Source organism: Nitrosomonas supralitoralis (assembly GCF_003011925.2).
In the GTDB taxonomy this organism is placed as follows: Bacteria; Pseudomonadota; Gammaproteobacteria; order Burkholderiales; family Nitrosomonadaceae; genus Nitrosomonas; species Nitrosomonas supralitoralis.
Map to the genome: position 1 here is coordinate 1 of NZ_PXXU01000064.1, position 16,757 is coordinate 16,757.

The following is a 16,757-nucleotide window of genomic DNA, read 5'->3' on the forward strand; positions in this document are numbered from 1 at the left end:
TTCATACTAAAATTTCTAGAAAACTTTCCACTCCACTTTAAGGATATCGAAATCTTTAACGTACCTATCTCGTGGCGCTAACCATTATGATATTCGCTAAAAAAAATTATTCCGAGTATTAACAGGCCGTTGAGAAACTATCTGCGCTGCTGCTACTGTGTTAAAAATCGGCTCAAAATGCTCATTTATTAAGCATAAACTGCGCTTTTTCGCTATTTTTTCCTTGTATCAACTGCCTCGGAAACGATTTTGATAAGCTGAAAACATAAAACTGTTCGCCTGTTGAATGACGAAAGACTGAAGGAACCTCAGAACCTCAGTACGGATTCACTGCATTTTTAATTAAAAAGCGGGCAATTTATTTGTTACTAAACCGGATATTTCTATTTGTTGCTAACATAATTGCCCGCTATAAGATGAATCGTTATGCTGTTTTCATTCCTGTCGTACCCTCAGAATTATTTACTGTTTCAAAGTTTTACCTTGCTGATTATGTCAGTAAAATTATTGTCCCTTATTATGAAGCCTCATCGTCGTTATTTATGTGCTTCTACTTATAAAGATAGTAATAATTTTCTGACACCCTGCTAAGCTTCCTTGTTACATTTTATTATTTTTGATAATTCGCTTATATACGAATAAAATTATGAATCAATGAAAAACAGACAAAACGAAATGCTATCGCACTCTCTTTAGCAACCCCAATCCCAAAACCGCCATAGCGATAGAAACAAAAGGGTTCAACAAATTCAATAAAGCATATCCTGCATAATCCAGTGTCGGAATCCCCAGTGTAGCAGCATAAAAAGTACCGGCTGTGGTCCAAGGAATCAATCCTGTCGTCAAAGTAGAACCTTCTTCCACTGAACGGGATAAAACTGCTTGATCCAGCTCTTTTTTCTGGTATGCACCTTTAAATAGCTGACAATTAAGAATAATCGATATATATGCCTCTCCCAGCGCCATATTGCCGAAGAATCCCGCTGCAATGGTAGTAGCAATTAGTGCACTAACGTGCCTGATATTCGCGATGAGCCGCATCAATAACACGCGCAAAAATCCTGCATGATGCATGATGCCCCCCAGGGCGAGCGCCATGATGGACAATAGCAACGTCCATGCCATACTGTACATACCGCCGCGTCCAAGTAAAGTATCGATGCTTTCAATGCCTGTGGTTCCCGGAGAATTTAACCACAAAGCATTGATCACATCGACACCATCTTTGCCCTGATACACCACAGCAATCAACATCGCCAGCAAAATACTGCATGACATGCTGACTTCCGCAGCATAGCGCTGAATACTCAAGCCAAACATCAACAACAACGGGAGTAATGTCACCCACCAATCCAATTGGTGGGTATCCGACAATGCGCTGCGAATTTCATTAATATGGCTGCCAGGCAATGCATTCCCACCATATTGCATTCCCCATACAATAAAAATGATCAGCACGATGACAAACGTCGGCAACGAGGTATAAAGCATCGAACCGATATGCCTATAAAGATTAGTTTCGGCGCTCATTGCAGCAAGATTGGTAGTATCGGAAATGGGAGACAATTTGTCGCCAAAGGTCGCGCCAGAAACGATCATTCCTGCCACCAGCGGCAACGGGATACCCATCGCATCACCGATACCAATTAGGACTACACCAAGAGTTCCCACCGTTCCCCATGAGGTACCGGTAGCTATCGACATTAAACTACACAACACTAACCCTACTGCCAGGAAGATACTGGGATTGAGCCAATCCAGTCCGTAATATAACAAACTGGCGATGGTGCCGCTTTGCATGAAACTGGCAATCACCATGCCAATCAAAAGAAAAATATAAATTGCCGGCAGCGCTTTGGCGATGCCCTCATCCATCATATGCCGGATATCAATAAACGAATAACCCAGCCCGTGCGCTTGTACGCTGACCCAAATCAATGCTAGAAAAATGAGCGCATGCAAACTGGCTTGAAAAAAAAACAATCCCAATGAAATCAGCAGCAATACACCAGCAAAGCAAACCGCTGCATGGAAAAATGAAGGCAATCTCTGGTTAGTCGATAACTCTTCTAAAGATTTATTTTGTTCAGTCATTGTTACCTATTTGACGCTTCTTTTTCGAACAACACCATCCAATCACCATACCCCATCGTCTGCATGTCTTCCTTCTTAATGAATTTGAGCGCTGCGGAATTAATGCAATATCGCTGACCAGTAGGCGCCGGACCATCGTTAAAAACATGACCTAAATGACTGTCCGCATATTGGCTACGAACTTCGGTACGTGGCATCCAGAGCTCATCATCGGTCTTGAATTGGATATACTGCTCATTTATCGGCTGATAAAAACTTGGCCAACCGGTACCCGAATCGAATTTATGAATCGATGCAAAAAGAGGCTCACCAGATATAATATCCACATAGATGCCTTCGGCCTTGTGATCCCAGAATTCATTCTGAAATGGCGGCTCGGTACCAGCATGTTGTGTGACCTGATATTGAAGTGTTGTCAACTCGTTTTTCAATAACTCGGGATCTTTTTTAAAATTTTCATACGGATTAGCCATTTCGGTTTCTCCCTTTATAACAAAATTATTAATGATGAAATTTACCGGCACAATTACCCACTTATCGCAAAAAGGGTTTGGCGTTGTAAAGAATATTCAAAATAACATATCCTACTTTGTCTATGGCACCTGGCCGGGCGATAGCGGCCAATTTGAAGTGATCGATAAGCCACTCAACAATAAGAAATTCGCCTACGCCAAATTACTCCATCTCATGCAACCTTCAGTACACCGACAAACACCCGAATGCCCGCATCTTAGCCTGGAATCAAATGCCTGCACTGGTTGTTCTTGGATGATTGCTGATTATACAAGCCAACTTGAACAGAAAAGAAATCGCTTTGTTTATGCAATGAAAAGAATCGGATTCGACAGTACACAGTTCACCACCGGTCCCGTGCACCCTGCTCCGCAAATTTATGGTTATCGCAACCGCTGTCAGGTGAAAACTGATGGCCAACAATTGGGTTTTGTGTCCGAAAATTCATATAAAATTGCGCCAATCAAAGATTGCATCGTACTCAATGATTCCTGTAGAAAATTATTAAAAACAGCTATCCAGCAATTACCTAATCCAAAATGGAAAGCTGGTGCTGCTCAGGATTGGAATTTCATCGAACTGGATGATGAGATGCAAGCGAATGAAATTGCCATTAATCAGAAGCGCCCTTTCAAACAAGGCAACACTTCGCAAAATACATGGATGCAAGCCTGGTTAAAAGAAAAACTCACCAACATCCCCTGCACCGGAAAGGTGGTAGAACTATTCTGTGGCTCTGGTAATTTCACGCAAATCATAGCCGAATCGAACTGCACCTCGATCATTGCTTTTGAATCTGACGACAATTCAATTCAGCAGATAAAAATAAAAAACTTCGATAAAGTAATACCTCTAAAATGCGATCTGTTTGATCCATTAGTCTGGGAAAAATTGCAACAACCAGTCAATGACGCAAAAATACTGATACTTGATCCACCCCGTGCAGGATTAAAAAAACACAAAGGGTTCTTTGATCGATTTAAAGCCCTAAGAACAATTATCTATTTTTCATGTAACCCTGAGACTTTCGCACGCGATGCCTGGTTTTTCAGTCAAAATAATTTCTCGATCACTGAAATTCAACTAATCGATTTGTTTCCACATACACAGCATATTGAAATATCGGCAGTATTTAATCGACCTGATGCCACCGCATGTCTGAGTTCTGTCGACATTTCTTAACCATCAAAGTGAAACCCATTACATTTTTAGCAGAGCTGAACTCAGGTTTCATTAAAACTATTTGAGGTGCGAAAATAGAGGAAAATCCACAAGAAAACTCAAAGCTCTGGATTTATGTTTGACTTTGGAGTCAAGGCAAAACGATCCCTTGCTTGATCCTCGCAATTCGCTGTAGTTTGCACCGTTTAACGTTTGACAATAAGAATTAATCGGTTCGACGCCATTACCTAGCTGCTGCTGCTAAAGGACTCGGATTCAAGACAATATCTTCAACCAGACAACATCAAATATACATAAGACCTGTTTGCATTAACTCAGTGAAATGAATATTTTGTGCATTCACCTCACTGTCTGCGGCCAGCATGGCTAAAGAACCCACTGATATTTCACCGCTATCGAGCATATTGACGTAGGGAGATTTTTCATTCTGTGTTGGAACGGTGCCGAAAAGATTTTGCCACAACAAGGTTACAATTTCATCGTGACGAGTGAATTTAGTTGCATGAATAGCGAATTCGCCTAATTGTTCGTAGCTCAAGCCTGCATCAGCTTTGGCCAGACCGATCCCGGCATATTCCGGGTTGGTAACGACAGAAGCGCCGAATACCGCGCCGAGCAGTTTCGCGACTTCACCAGCATTACCATTAAGATCAAGTGCTACTCCGATATCGTCAAATTTTACGCGCTCAATATTCAACAATGTATCTTGATTGCCGGGTTCGGCGTTAGTAGCGATCAAGTAACCACCGGATATTTTATTGAGCGTGAATTGATTGTGCATAGATTTGATCAGCACTGTATCAATCCCTGATCCGCCATCCAGGCTATTGCTGACTCCATTGCCAATGAATATATCATTCCCCTGGCCACCAATGGCATTCTCTATTGTCACATTATCAGCAATCCAAATATTGTGAATGGGTGAACCGATATTTACGCCATTAGATTGAACGTATACCGGCTGGCCTATTTGCGATGCACTGGCCGGATTCAGGTCGATTAAGCTCGGAATTATACCAGTATAGCGAATGGTATCAGAGGAGCCGCCTGCATCCCATATGGTTTCATGATAGGTATTTGCGTCATCAAAAGTGTAAGTATCATTGGCAACATGATAAAGGTTGTTTGGGCCATACAAAAATTGTATGGCAGAAATATCGAGCACCATCGGCGTGGTGGGATGAAATGAGAATTCTGTGCCTACATCACCTTCCAAGTTTGAGTAGGTATAGCTCATGACGGTATAGCTAGTGTTATCCAGATTTGCCGGCAATACGGCTTGTGATGGATCATCGGGGTCTAAAAACGGATGTTTGAGGCCCAGAGCATGGCCAAGTTCATGCAAAATGGTTTCGAAAGAAATACTACCTGGACCCCATTCCTGAGAGCGGAGAAGACCTTTAGTGTTAATCCAAATATCACCTGCTAAGGTGCTGGGACTGGGAAGATAAGTCCAAGCAAGAGTTAATTTATCCGGATCTTCAGTATAGGCTGCACGTATATCTCCGACTTCACTGGGTGTTTCTGATACTTGCACAAAATTTAAATTGGCAATATTAGCCCATTGCTGCAACGCGTTCACAAAATTAGCTTGATCAGCCATAGTAAGCGGAACGAAAGCACTATTCCATGGTTCGCCATCTCCAAATTGAAAGCCATACCCGCCCGAAAGTGATGACCAGAATAAGGGATCGTTGCTTGCTGGAAAGCTATATGAAATGGTCCCGCTTGCCCAGCGAGAGATGCTCAATAACGAGTCAATCGCATTGTCATTGGCCTTAACAATAGGGGTTATTTCGCTCGAAGCAAAAGGTGATGGCATTAATAAAACCTGAGTGATGAATCAAGTGATCGAAACGTAACTTTTACGGTAATTTAATTTCTGACTGTTATATATTGATAAAACTTCACAATTAATATCTACATACCTTCACATGGCATTTACAGCATAAATGCTATTGTGCCTGCCTCACTATTAAACCTGATTACATTACGGGATTATAAGTCAGTTAATCATCCGCTTGTTCAGTGTATTCTCATATGTGCATTTATTTCTTTTCGGAGATATGAAGGAATGATTGTTTCTAAAAACGCAATGTCCGTATTTGGTTTCTTTTTTATATTTCTTTTACTAAATTCTCACGCCAATGCACTGCCAAGTTTTGCCCGTCAGACGGGAATGCCATGTAGCTCATGTCATGTGCAGTCATTTGGACCCAACCTTACTTCTGTTGGCAGGAATTTCAAACTCAGAGGTTATACGCAGACAGATGGTAATAATAACAATATCATCCCATTGAGCGGCATGATTCGGGGTTCATTCACACATACTCAGCAAGGGCAAGCGGATGGCGCAGCTGATCGTTTTGGCAAAAATAACAATGCCACGATTGATGAAGCAGCAATTTTCCTAGCTGGCCGCCTTACTTCCAAGATCGGTGCATTTGTCGAAGGAACTTATGATGGCGTAGAAAATATAGGCGTACTCGATAATACGGATATCCGCTATGCAGATCAATTCGATTTTGCGGGCCAGAATATGATCTTTGGAATGACCGCAAATAATAATCCCACAGTGTCTGATCTCTGGAATACAACACCGGCATGGGGATTTCCGTGGAGTTCATCACCTTTAGCGCCCACGCAAGCTGCAGCGAACCTGATTGAATCACTTCGCTCGCAAGTGATTGGCGCAACTGGATATATGATGCTGAATAATTTCCTTTATATCGAAGCTGGGGGTTATACCAGTTTAGCTAAGAATGCCCAGAAAGGGATCGGTGTATTCGACGCCGAGCAAGCCAGGTTAAATGGTGGCGCACCTTATTGGCGGATTGCACTACAGAAAGATTGGAATGGGCATTATGGATCGATTGGCAGTTTTGGACTACACGGAGATGTCAATCCGCAAAGAATAACAGGTGCCGGCACTGACCGATATGATGATTTCGGGTTTGATCTCACTTATCAATATCTCGCAAATCCTATCCACATTTATGAATTTACTGCAACCTATCTGCGTGAAAACCGTAATATGCGCGCCAGTTCCGCGCTAGGACTAGCCGATAAAATAAAAAGCAATCTCGACACCGTTCGGTTGAGAGCAGGATATACTTTTCAACAGACTTATGGTCTGAATTTATTTTACAATCAAACCACTGGGACGGCCGATACATTCATTTATGGTTTTGGCGACCCTATCAGCGGCAACCGCACGGGCAATCCCAATAGTCAAGCATTCACTGCTGAAGCCAGCTACACTCCCTTTGGTAAATCCAGTGCCTCGGTGATGGGTACGTTTGTCAATCTGCGCCTGGCAGTGCAATACGTTCACAACTTCAAGTTTAACGGCAATGTTCATAACTATGATGGTTTTGGTCGCAATGCTGTAAACAACGATACACTTTACTTTAATGCATGGATGGCTTTCTAAATTCCACTACCGTTTCAATCTGTTCAATAGCAGCATCATACAAACCATAATTCATTTTCAATCAAACCATTACGGAAATTCTGTTACACAAACTCCAATCCTGTTGTCGCTAACCCGATGAGATTGATATTGCTGGCGTTAATTGTTGAATCCGCCGCCAGTATACCTAGACCGGCTTCCGTATATGTGCCATCTCGGAGTAGGCCAACATAGTAATTCAAATCACTGATCGATGGTGCACTACCCATCACGTTGGTATATAGCAAATTAACAATATCATTATTGCTGACACTAACTCCTAGTTTGGTATTTATGGCAAATTCCATCAAACTGCTATAGCTCATCCCACCGTCCAGCAATCCTAATCCGATACCCACATATCCCTTGTTTGCGATTGAGTTCACGCCAAATACTGCACCAAGCGTTCTGGCGGCGATGCCAGCATTACCATCGACATCCAATGCGAGATGCTCGTCGCTGAAGCTGATCCGTTCGATCCCGTTCAACGTATCAGTCCCTTCTCTGCTTATGTTATCGCGGATGGTTATGCTGCGATCGATATTATGGGTAATTGTAAAAGCACTGCGATTATTGATATAAATAGCTGTATCGATACCTCCCTGTCCATTGATATTATCATCCCCGCCACCACCGTTTAAGCTATCGTTTCCGCCTCCCCCAGCGAGAACATCATTGCCATCTTCACCGTCAATCACATTATCGAGTGAATTGCCGATGACATGATCGGCCGCCGCTGAACCAAAAGCTTTCTCGTACTCTCCATAGAACCAGCGCAAATTGGACGGATCCTTGCCCAAGGAAATAGCATTTTGCGCATCAAAAATACTCACAGATACTCCAACTAAATGGGCTGCACCGATGATGCTAACACCCATATTAAAGTAAGCACCGCCGGTATACTCTGATAGATCGACAGTATCTATACCGCCCGTATCGAAATAGGTTCGATACCCTGCTACGCCTGCTGTGATCGTATCATTGCCTGACCCACTGGTACCGCTTCCTTCGCCATAGGCCTGTTGCAGCGCGATCACATCCAGAATCATTGGGGTGTAAGCCTGAAAAACAACGTTCGAACCGGGCACTAGGGAATGCTGATCATCGTATGACATGATCGTAAAATATTCCTTGTACATGTCTTCTGCACTGTTGGTGCGAAAGCCAAGCTGCGAAAATCCCAGATCCTTGGTAGCAGAATAATCCGCGGTGATGGTAGGTGTGCCGGTACTGACGTCATAGGCGCTATGCGGATGAGAGAGACCCAGCGAGTGCCCCAGTTCATGCATCAGAGTTTGTCGCGCGCGTGTATTTAAATCAAGCGTTAGATCACCATTGAATTTTGGTGCATAAGCGTTAAGAAAAATATCATTTGCTCCTCCAGTATAGTTAAACAAAAAATTATCGGAGCTCCCTCCGGAAATTCCGGCAAAATTCACGTCAGAACGATAAATCCAGTTTATGTTGATATCAGAAACATCAGCCCTTCCAACATCTTCAGGATTTGGCGTAGTATCAATGCTGCTTGCAAAGCTGTCATAGTCTCCTTCCCACTGAAAAGTAGTATTTGCGAATTGTGAGTAAGTCTGCAGAATTGTTTGAATGTTGCTTTGCATTCGGGTGGTCCATGTTACTTCGTTTGAACCGTCCGTATACAGGATTGAATTGAATCGGGAATATTCAGGACTCAAAGAATCGGTAAAACTGAAATCATCAGAAACAGAAACACGGATTGTGCCTTCAAGCAAGTAATTGGCTACGCCAAACGCATCAAAATTGAACATAGCTTTAGCGATGACGCTATCGGGAGTATAAGAAATATCAGTAGCCATATTTTCTTAATTAAGAGTGTCGTTTAATGATTTGGCCTTCTAGCTTTACAATCCAACTCAAGTTTATTTTGTTGCTTAGATGATAATGAGCGATATAAGTTTGAAATCAAGCGCAATATTAAGATTATATGATAAGTTTATAGCGATATTAATCCCTAACCAGAGATCACGGATGCACAACAAACCTGCCGATTCAATAACTTCGTTGCAAGATGATTATGCATGGCGTGATGTGATAGCAAAGTTAGTACTATTTTTTTTTGGTCTTGCCTTGTTGCATAAGGGGTTTAATTTTTATATCGTTGCTTATGCATTACCCATAATCTGGATTCTCGATGGCGGATTAAACCGGATTCGCTATAGCATTCAAGAACCCCTGGTAGTGGCCATATTAATTTTTTGTGGTGCATTGGCTCTTGGAATTCTTTGGAGTGACAACCCTGCACTTGGCATTAAGGTATGGCAAAAATATTGGGCATTTCTGTTTTTTATCCCTTATCTATCGCTTTTGAGCAATCAGCGATTGCCTTGGGCAATCGGTGGCCTGCTAATGGGATTCTTGATTATATTGCTCGCAGGTCTCTATCAATGGATAGTTATGCAAGAACAAGGCGTCCCTTTTCTAAAACTCTCACATACAGGCTTTTCATTGATATTAGGTATTGGCGTTATAGTATCACTTTACTTTGCAGCAACCAGCAGCCATAGGAAAACAAGTATACTTCTTTGGTTTTTCATGTTCTTTCTGCTTTTTATTCAGTTTAACCAATATAGCCGAACTGCTCTCCTGGCTACTATTTTTACGGCAATGTTATTGATTCTCCTGCTATATAAAAAAGAAATTCAAACACTTATTGTAGCTATGGTGGTATTAATTTTTGTGGGAGGGGTTTTTGCTGTGTTGAGTAGTACGCTCAGCGAAAGGATGATTCATGCCCAAACAGATATTGAATCTTCTTTACAAGGAAATTACTCAACCAGCTTAGGATACCGGCTTGCCATGTGGGACGTTGGGTTGCACAGCATTGCTCAGCACCCATACTTTGGTTATGGTACAGGCATGGCTGCAAGCCATTTCGACAAAACTATTGAAACATATAAGGGGGGCATCTATAAGGATCTTCCGGATTTTGTCAAAACTTATCATTACCATAATGACTTGATCGAGATTGGAATGCATATTGGCGCAATTGGCCTAATAACCTATACCCTACTTTTATGGAGTTGGTTTAAGTCCATGAAAGAACATCAACTAGGTATCCTGGGAATAGCCTTTGTTTGCTATGTTTTCTTGGCTGGATTAACAGAAACACTTGTTTACTACAGAGCAACGCTTTATTTTATCTTGGCCGTAACTGCTATCAGCATTGCTAAGAAAAAAACGGAACTGAGCTGTCACAATCGAGCTAGTTACCGAAGCCAACTGCAAGAAAGTAGATTTAACGCATGAAGAATTCTATAAAATGGTTTTGTAAGGGAGTAATCGGAGATCTGAAATATTGCCGCGATTTGTCATTCGATTTCTTCAACAGAAAAAATATAAACGAAAAACCCTTAATTAGATTGGATAAAGAAGGATTACCATCGAATTATACTAGACCGGTATGTTTTTTTTGTAACTATGACAAAGAAAATATTATCAGAAAAAATGTTTATCATTATCTCAATGAACTGATACAGGCCGGGTTCGATATTGTGTTTATCAGCACCAGCGATATCTTCTCAAATGATGATCTGGAGAAATTATCAAAATGCTGTATACGAATAATACAACGGGAAAATAAAGGTTACGATTTCTATGGCTGGAAAACAGGATTAGAAAGATACCCTCATTACAGTGCTCATACGGGATTATTGTTGGCTAATGATAGTGTGCTCGGACCATTATTCAGCATCAAGGACATAATCATGAAACTCGAAAATTGCGATGCTGATATTGTTGGAATGACAGATTGTCCATATATTTATCCGCATTTGCAATCGTATTTTCTGTACTGTAAAAAAGCTGTGATCACTTCTGATGAATTTGTCAGATTTTTCAAACAAGTCGATGTTCTGGGATTTAAGATGGCGATCATAAGAAAATATGAAGTTGGTTTTTCTCGATTGCTTAGTCGCAGATTTAAACTACAGGCGCTTTATAATCTGAAAAGCGTTCTGGATCAAATCCCATCTACCGAACCATATACCGAAAGACCTAAGTACCGAATCGATCCGTCTTCACAGTTATGGAAACCGCTCATTGCCGAGTTGAAATTCCCGTTTCTCAAAAAGAGTATTTTGACAAAAAGGGGTGTGAGCAATGCAGAGATTTCAGCAGTGCTTGCGAAAAGTAATTCTACCTACGATGTCGATATGTTGTCGTAGAGTAGAAACGTTGGGCACGGTAATCGTGCAAATAATTTATTCTTACTGACGAACCGGACAAGCTTTAAAACTCATTGAGTGTTTGATTCTCAATGCATCGAAAAAATGTTCCTGACAGTCCAGTGAAATTTTTTTATCCCCGTTAAATATTTGAATAAATTAGCGTATACGATCTCTTACTTTACAGCACATCATAGTTGTTTAACAAAATGATTCATGTTAACAACCCTTTCATTCATTCCGATCAGAATATCATGATTCTTCAGAACATTAATTCATGCTCCCTTGATAAGCTGGGCACTCTGATCAATGTTGAACACCACCGAATAATCGGTTCATTTTTTGCGATATCACTTCAGAATAGGTAACAAAAAAATAATAGATTTATTTCAGTTTATTACCTTACATAACTGGTTTTCTTCACATTTTCTTCATATGTTATTGTTATGCTGGATACCTTAGTTCAAAAATAAATTACTTTTTTATTTTTTCAGGATGAAATGCCTTTCTTTTTAAAACAATTCCTAACCGCAAACCAATCACTATTAAGAACGTTTATAATCCCTCTGAGCCTGTAGTGGGGGCTTTTTATATAATTATAGGACTGGATTGCCATGAAAATACCCAAAGTAATTGCTGAAATAGGTTGTAATCATAAAGGCGATATAGAGTTAGCTAGAGAAATGATAGGAATCGCAGCGACATTCGCAAAATGCGATTTTGTTAAGTTTCAGAAGCGTTCAAATAAAGAATTACTCACACCTGAAGAATATAATGCAGCTCACCCAAATCCTATAAATAGTTTTGGTGACACTTATGGTGCTCATCGCGAATATCTTGAGTTTGATGTTGAGCAGCATCGACTGTTACAACAGTATTGTCGGGAGTTTGGAGTGGGTTATTCCACTTCAGTCTGGGATCTGACTTCAGCAAAGCAGATTGCTGGCCTCAATCCGGAATTCATCAAGATACCGTCCGCATGTAATCTCAATTTTCCGATGCTTGAATTTCTCGCACAAGAATATCATGGCGACATTCATATTTCAGTAGGCATGACCACTCCTGAAGAACAAGAACAGATAGTGCAGTTAATGGAAAAATCTCACGCTGCCAGACGAGTTGTTTTGTATGCATGCACATCCGGTTATCCGGTTCCTTTTGAGCAAGTATGTTTGCTTGAACTACAGTCATTGCAAGAGCGGTTTGGCGCGCGAATTAAAGAAATTGGATTTTCAGGGCACCATCTTGGCATCGCTGTTGACATTGCTGCGGTTGCTTTGGGCGCATCCTGGATTGAACGGCATTTTACCTTGGACCGTACCTGGAAAGGAACTGATCATGCTGCTTCTTTAGAACCGGATGGATTACGCAGATTAGTACGGGATGTTCGTGCCGTAACTCTTGCATTGACGCTCAAGGAAACACCCATACTGGAAATCGAAGCGCCACAACGACGTAAACTCAAACGCATGCAGGGAGTTCATTTCAACTAATGCGTTGGGTTGCCTTTATGCCTTTGCGTGCAAATTCCAAATCAATTATTGATAAGAATGTACGAAATATTGCAGGACGACCATTATTTGCCTGGAGCTTGGAACAGGCTATCGCATCGCAATGTTTCGACGAAATCTATGTTGCCACGGACTCTCCAAGAATTCGCAAAAAAGTGCTTGACGAATTTCATCCATCGGTTCTGGTGTTGGATCGCTCTCCTGAAACTTGCACAGACACGGCCAGCACAGAAAGCGCAATGCTTGAGTTTAAACAGAAAATCTCTTTTGATGTTTTATGTCTGATTCAAGCAACTTCACCTTTGACTCATGCCGATGATTTCATTGCTGCCAAGCGTAAGTTTATAGAAGAAAATCTGGACTCTCTATTGACTGCCGTGCGATCAAAACGATTTTATTGGACCAACACAGGCACGCCTATTAACTACGATCCCACAAATCGTCCCAGACGTCAGGATTTTGCAGGATGCTTGATGGAGAATGGTGCTTTTTATTTAACCCGTGCGACATTACTGGAACAACTAGGTAGCCGTTTAGGTGGATGTATAGGCATTCATGAAATGGCTGCCGAGACGGCGATTGAGATTGACGATGATACTGATTGGATAATCGTTGAACAGCTTTTATTATGTCAAAGATTATTGCCGATCAGAAATAACACAATGGAAATTAAAGCATTTATCCTTGATGTAGATGGCACTCTCACTGACGGAGGCATGTATTATGGGCCTGATGGCGAAGCATTAAAGAAATTTAATACCCGTGATGCGCATGGCTTGCAGTTACTGCGTGAATGTGGCATCAAAGTTTGTGTCATTAGTGCCGAAAAGAGTCCTGCTGTTAAGGCAAGGATGAAAAAACTTCGTATTGATGAATATTATCAAGGTGTAGAAAATAAATTATTTCTACTTAAAGAACTGGCAAAACAATGGGACATCGCTTTGCAGAATATTGCTTATATTGGCGATGACCTTAGTGATTTAGAGTGTTTGGCGAGTGCAGGTTTGGCTTTCTGTCCAGCTGATTCTGTCTCAGAAGTTCTACGAAAGGCCCATTACACTTGCAAACATTCAGGTGGTAATGGCGCCGTGCGCGAGGCTTGTGAATTTATTCTGAAGATGACAAATTCCTCTGACCAGACCACTACAAAAGATATTAGGCAAACAGCGAAATTAATAACCGACTGTGACAGCTAATGACTGACAACGAATTGGGAAAATTTCATTTGACACGGATATTCTAATAATAATCCATATGAAAGCCCTTTTTTTTCTCCGTCACTACAATGATATAGATCATATTACCCCAGTCATCTTTAAATGGATTGAGTCTGGTCACGTCTGTGATATTGTCTTGATAGGTAGTCCCAAAATTCGCAGCGACTTTAGAATCAAATTCCTCAGCGCACTTGTTAATGTGCATGTTGCTCATATCAGGAATCTGTTACCGCCTCTCAAATTCATAGCGTGGCGGTTGCAAACACTATTAATGTCTCCCGGTCTACGTCGCTCGTTCATATATCCATTGGTAAACCGGGCGATCCAGATAAATAACTCCAATAAACGCGAACGAGTTTGGAAAAATACTGCCAATCACTTGCTAAAACGAAGTTTTGAAGGGCATGAAGGCGGTGTAATCATATTTGACTGGATTACAAGAAACTCTCCCGTTTGCATTGAGTGGGTCGAATCTGTTGTTTTCATGGCACGCACCATGGGTCTTGGTACAGTTTCATTGCCACATGGAGACAGTCCTCACATCAATCAACTGATTCGGCGGCATGAATGGAAGTTGAAACCAGACACTATGTATTCAGCTGGTCAGATATTCGACAAACTTGTAGTACCCAATGAGCTGTGCGCTACACGCTTTCGTCCTTTTATGAAGGATCAATCATTGATAGTTTTGGGTTCACCCCGTTACTGCAATGAATGGTTGGCCAAACTAGCAAAATTGTCGCCGCCCTCACCACTTACCCGCTCCGATAGCCAGCTCAAAGTGGTCATGTTCCTAAGAAAAAGTGATTTTACTACTTTCTGGGAAGAAGTCGTTGAAGTGACGCATCTGATTGCCACTTTTCCCGGCGTAGAGCTAATTATCAAGCCACACACCCGCGGAGGCTGGAGGCAACCGTTAACCAAGCATACTTCACTTAAGTGTCTGACGAACGTTAGCATAGCAGATGATGACGTTCACTCCATTCATCTGATGAATTGGGCCGATGTGATTATTGATCTTGCTACTTCAGTAGTTTTTGAGGCGATCAAATCAAGAAAACCAGTGTTGGCTGCTGACTATCTGCATGCAGGCCGTTCCACGATTGCTGCATTCATGCCTGAGACAGAGTTACGATGTAGAGATGATGTATACAAGCGAATGGATGAATTTCTTGCTTCCGGCTGTGATTCCTTTTATGTCGAAGAACATCGGCAGCGTTTCCTAAGAGAAATGATAGATGGATTGGATCCAGATGTGTTACCCCGCTATGTTGCTTTGTTAGAAACGCAGGCAGGCAAGGGATAATTCACTGTTACCCGAAGATTATATTAATTTCTCATGAATAGCTTAATCAAACCTCCTGACAAATCCATTGATGTGGTGATTCCGGTCTACAACGCTCCGGAATTGACAAAATGTTGTATTGATTCTGTCGTTGCCAACCTCGGACAATCCATTAGACGCATCATTATTCAAGACGATGCATCCGATATGGAGACACGTGAGATGTTGGATGGCCTACCGTACGATCGTTTAGAAATTTTCCATGCGGAACAGAACCAGGGTTTTGGTGTTTCAGTCAACGCGGCAGTTAACCGCTCTGATGCATTCTATGTACTAATCCTTAATTCGGATACTGAAGTTAGTCAAGATTTTCTTCCATTGCTCTGTTCCGCATTTGAGGCCGACCCAAGACTGGCAGTCATTATTCCCGCGGGCAATAGCTATGAGAAGTATGATTTCAATCGCTACATTGTGCGTGAAGGTGGCTATATTCAGACACATTACCTTCGGGGCCATGCTATTTTGGTCCGTCGAGATGCATTTCAAGAAGTGGGTGGTTTTGATCCTTCATTTGGTCGGGGCTATTATGAAGATATAGACCTTGGTCGTCGTCTTGATCTGTGTGGATGGCACTATGGTGTCCATCCTCACGCATTTATCTATCATAAAGGAGGCGCATCATTTGGTCGCGAACGGGTTATACTGGCGCGGCGCAATCGTGCTTTCTACCTCTTGCGCTATCCAACAGCACGACGCAATATTCTGCTCCTCTCAGGCAACTGTTCGTTGGTGGAATTTCCTTCTGATTTTCTTGACGCAATTGAAGTCGTGTGCCATGAAGGAGGCTCGGTTCATTGGTTTACACCAGAACTTCCATCTCAGCTCGTTTGCTTGCAAATGTATAATCACCCACTGCAACTGAGTTCAGTGATCAGAGTTTTATTACGTGGCTGGAAGCGTGCTGACAGGCGTATCTCAGAGATATGGATAATGCCCGGGGTTCCTCATATATTACATTCCTCGCTTGCCTTTTGGGCTCATCTGCATAGTCTAAAAGTATTATCGCCAGAAGAAGTTATAGCACAAAGTTGCGCTGTCAGAATGAGTCCCGAGTAAACTTAAAGCGACACATCGCGCATACTACAGCTTTCGGCAACAATCTATTCGATATTACTGCATTTTATCTTGTGCTCCGACTTTAAATGCCGAAAGACTCGCTCATTCTAAGCTGCATCAGTCAGCATCCAACGTAAGCGTCCAACGCCACCATCTAACATCTTTTAATGCGCTCAATTATCCTCAAAC

12 protein-coding genes are annotated in these 16,757 nt (G+C 41.8%); 8 read left to right on the forward strand and 4 right to left on the reverse strand.

Annotation, left to right across the window (positions count from 1 at the left end):
• Positions 1-678 precede the first annotated feature (678 nt).
• Positions 679-2,094 (reverse strand): Na+/H+ antiporter NhaC, encoded by a 1,416-nt coding sequence (gene nhaC, locus C7H79_RS14810; RefSeq protein WP_106708056.1) that lies wholly within the window; start codon positions 2,092-2,094, stop codon positions 679-681.
• A 2-nt stretch (positions 2,095-2,096) separates the two neighbouring features.
• A complete protein-coding gene (gene msrB, locus C7H79_RS14815) occupies positions 2,097-2,567 on the reverse strand; it encodes a peptide-methionine (R)-S-oxide reductase MsrB (RefSeq protein ID WP_106708057.1) in 471 nt (156 codons plus the stop codon).
• Between the two features lie 31 nt (positions 2,568-2,598).
• Here msrB and C7H79_RS14820 point away from each other — a divergent pair, with 31 nt between their 5' ends.
• Positions 2,599-3,789, forward strand: coding sequence for a class I SAM-dependent RNA methyltransferase (locus tag C7H79_RS14820; protein WP_242447324.1), 1,191 nt, complete (start codon positions 2,599-2,601; stop codon positions 3,787-3,789).
• A 283-nt stretch (positions 3,790-4,072) separates the two neighbouring features.
• Here the strand turns inward: C7H79_RS14820 and C7H79_RS14825 are convergent, their stop codons facing one another.
• Entirely contained in the window at positions 4,073-5,611 is a 1,539-nt protein-coding gene (locus C7H79_RS14825) for a M10 family metallopeptidase (protein ID WP_106708058.1), read from the reverse strand.
• Positions 5,612-5,863: 252 nt separating this feature from the next.
• Here C7H79_RS14825 and C7H79_RS14830 point away from each other — a divergent pair, with 252 nt between their 5' ends.
• Positions 5,864-7,222 carry a cytochrome C gene (locus C7H79_RS14830; RefSeq protein ID WP_106708059.1) on the forward strand — a complete coding sequence of 453 codons (1,359 nt, stop codon included), beginning with the start codon at positions 5,864-5,866 and terminating at the stop codon, positions 7,220-7,222.
• A gap of 83 nt (positions 7,223-7,305) precedes the next feature.
• On the opposite strand, the gene C7H79_RS14835 is transcribed toward C7H79_RS14830, so the two are convergent.
• Positions 7,306-9,072, reverse strand: coding sequence for a DUF4214 domain-containing protein (locus C7H79_RS14835; RefSeq protein ID WP_106708061.1), 1,767 nt, complete (start codon positions 9,070-9,072; stop codon positions 7,306-7,308).
• A gap of 172 nt (positions 9,073-9,244) precedes the next feature.
• Here C7H79_RS14835 and C7H79_RS14840 point away from each other — a divergent pair, with 172 nt between their 5' ends.
• From C7H79_RS14840 to C7H79_RS14865, 6 genes are all read left to right on the forward strand, one after another.
• Positions 9,245-10,522, forward strand: a complete 1,278-nt coding sequence (locus C7H79_RS14840) for an O-antigen ligase family protein (RefSeq protein WP_106708063.1) — start codon at positions 9,245-9,247, stop codon at positions 10,520-10,522.
• Complete coding sequence (locus tag C7H79_RS14845; protein WP_106708065.1) at positions 10,519-11,439, forward strand: rhamnan synthesis F family protein; 921 nt, start codon at positions 10,519-10,521, stop codon at positions 11,437-11,439. Before C7H79_RS14840 ends, C7H79_RS14845 begins: the two co-directional genes overlap by 4 nt.
• Before the next feature lie 614 nt (positions 11,440-12,053).
• Positions 12,054-12,932: an N-acetylneuraminate synthase family protein gene (locus C7H79_RS14850; protein WP_106708067.1), complete on the forward strand. Its 879-nt coding sequence runs from the start codon at positions 12,054-12,056 to the stop codon at positions 12,930-12,932.
• Entirely contained in the window at positions 12,932-14,146 is a 1,215-nt protein-coding gene (locus C7H79_RS14855) for an N-acylneuraminate cytidylyltransferase (RefSeq protein ID WP_106708069.1), read from the forward strand. The genes C7H79_RS14850 and C7H79_RS14855 overlap by 1 nt, the downstream gene beginning before the upstream one ends.
• A gap of 58 nt (positions 14,147-14,204) precedes the next feature.
• The gene (locus C7H79_RS14860; protein ID WP_106708071.1) at positions 14,205-15,473 is read left to right on the forward strand and encodes a hypothetical protein; all 1,269 of its coding nucleotides are present in this window, start codon (positions 14,205-14,207) and stop codon (positions 15,471-15,473) included.
• Between the two features lie 33 nt (positions 15,474-15,506).
• On the forward strand, positions 15,507-16,568 hold the full coding sequence (locus C7H79_RS14865) for a glycosyltransferase family 2 protein (RefSeq protein WP_106708073.1): 1,062 nt from the start codon (positions 15,507-15,509) through the stop codon (positions 16,566-16,568).
• The last annotated feature ends 189 nt before the right edge of the window (positions 16,569-16,757 follow it).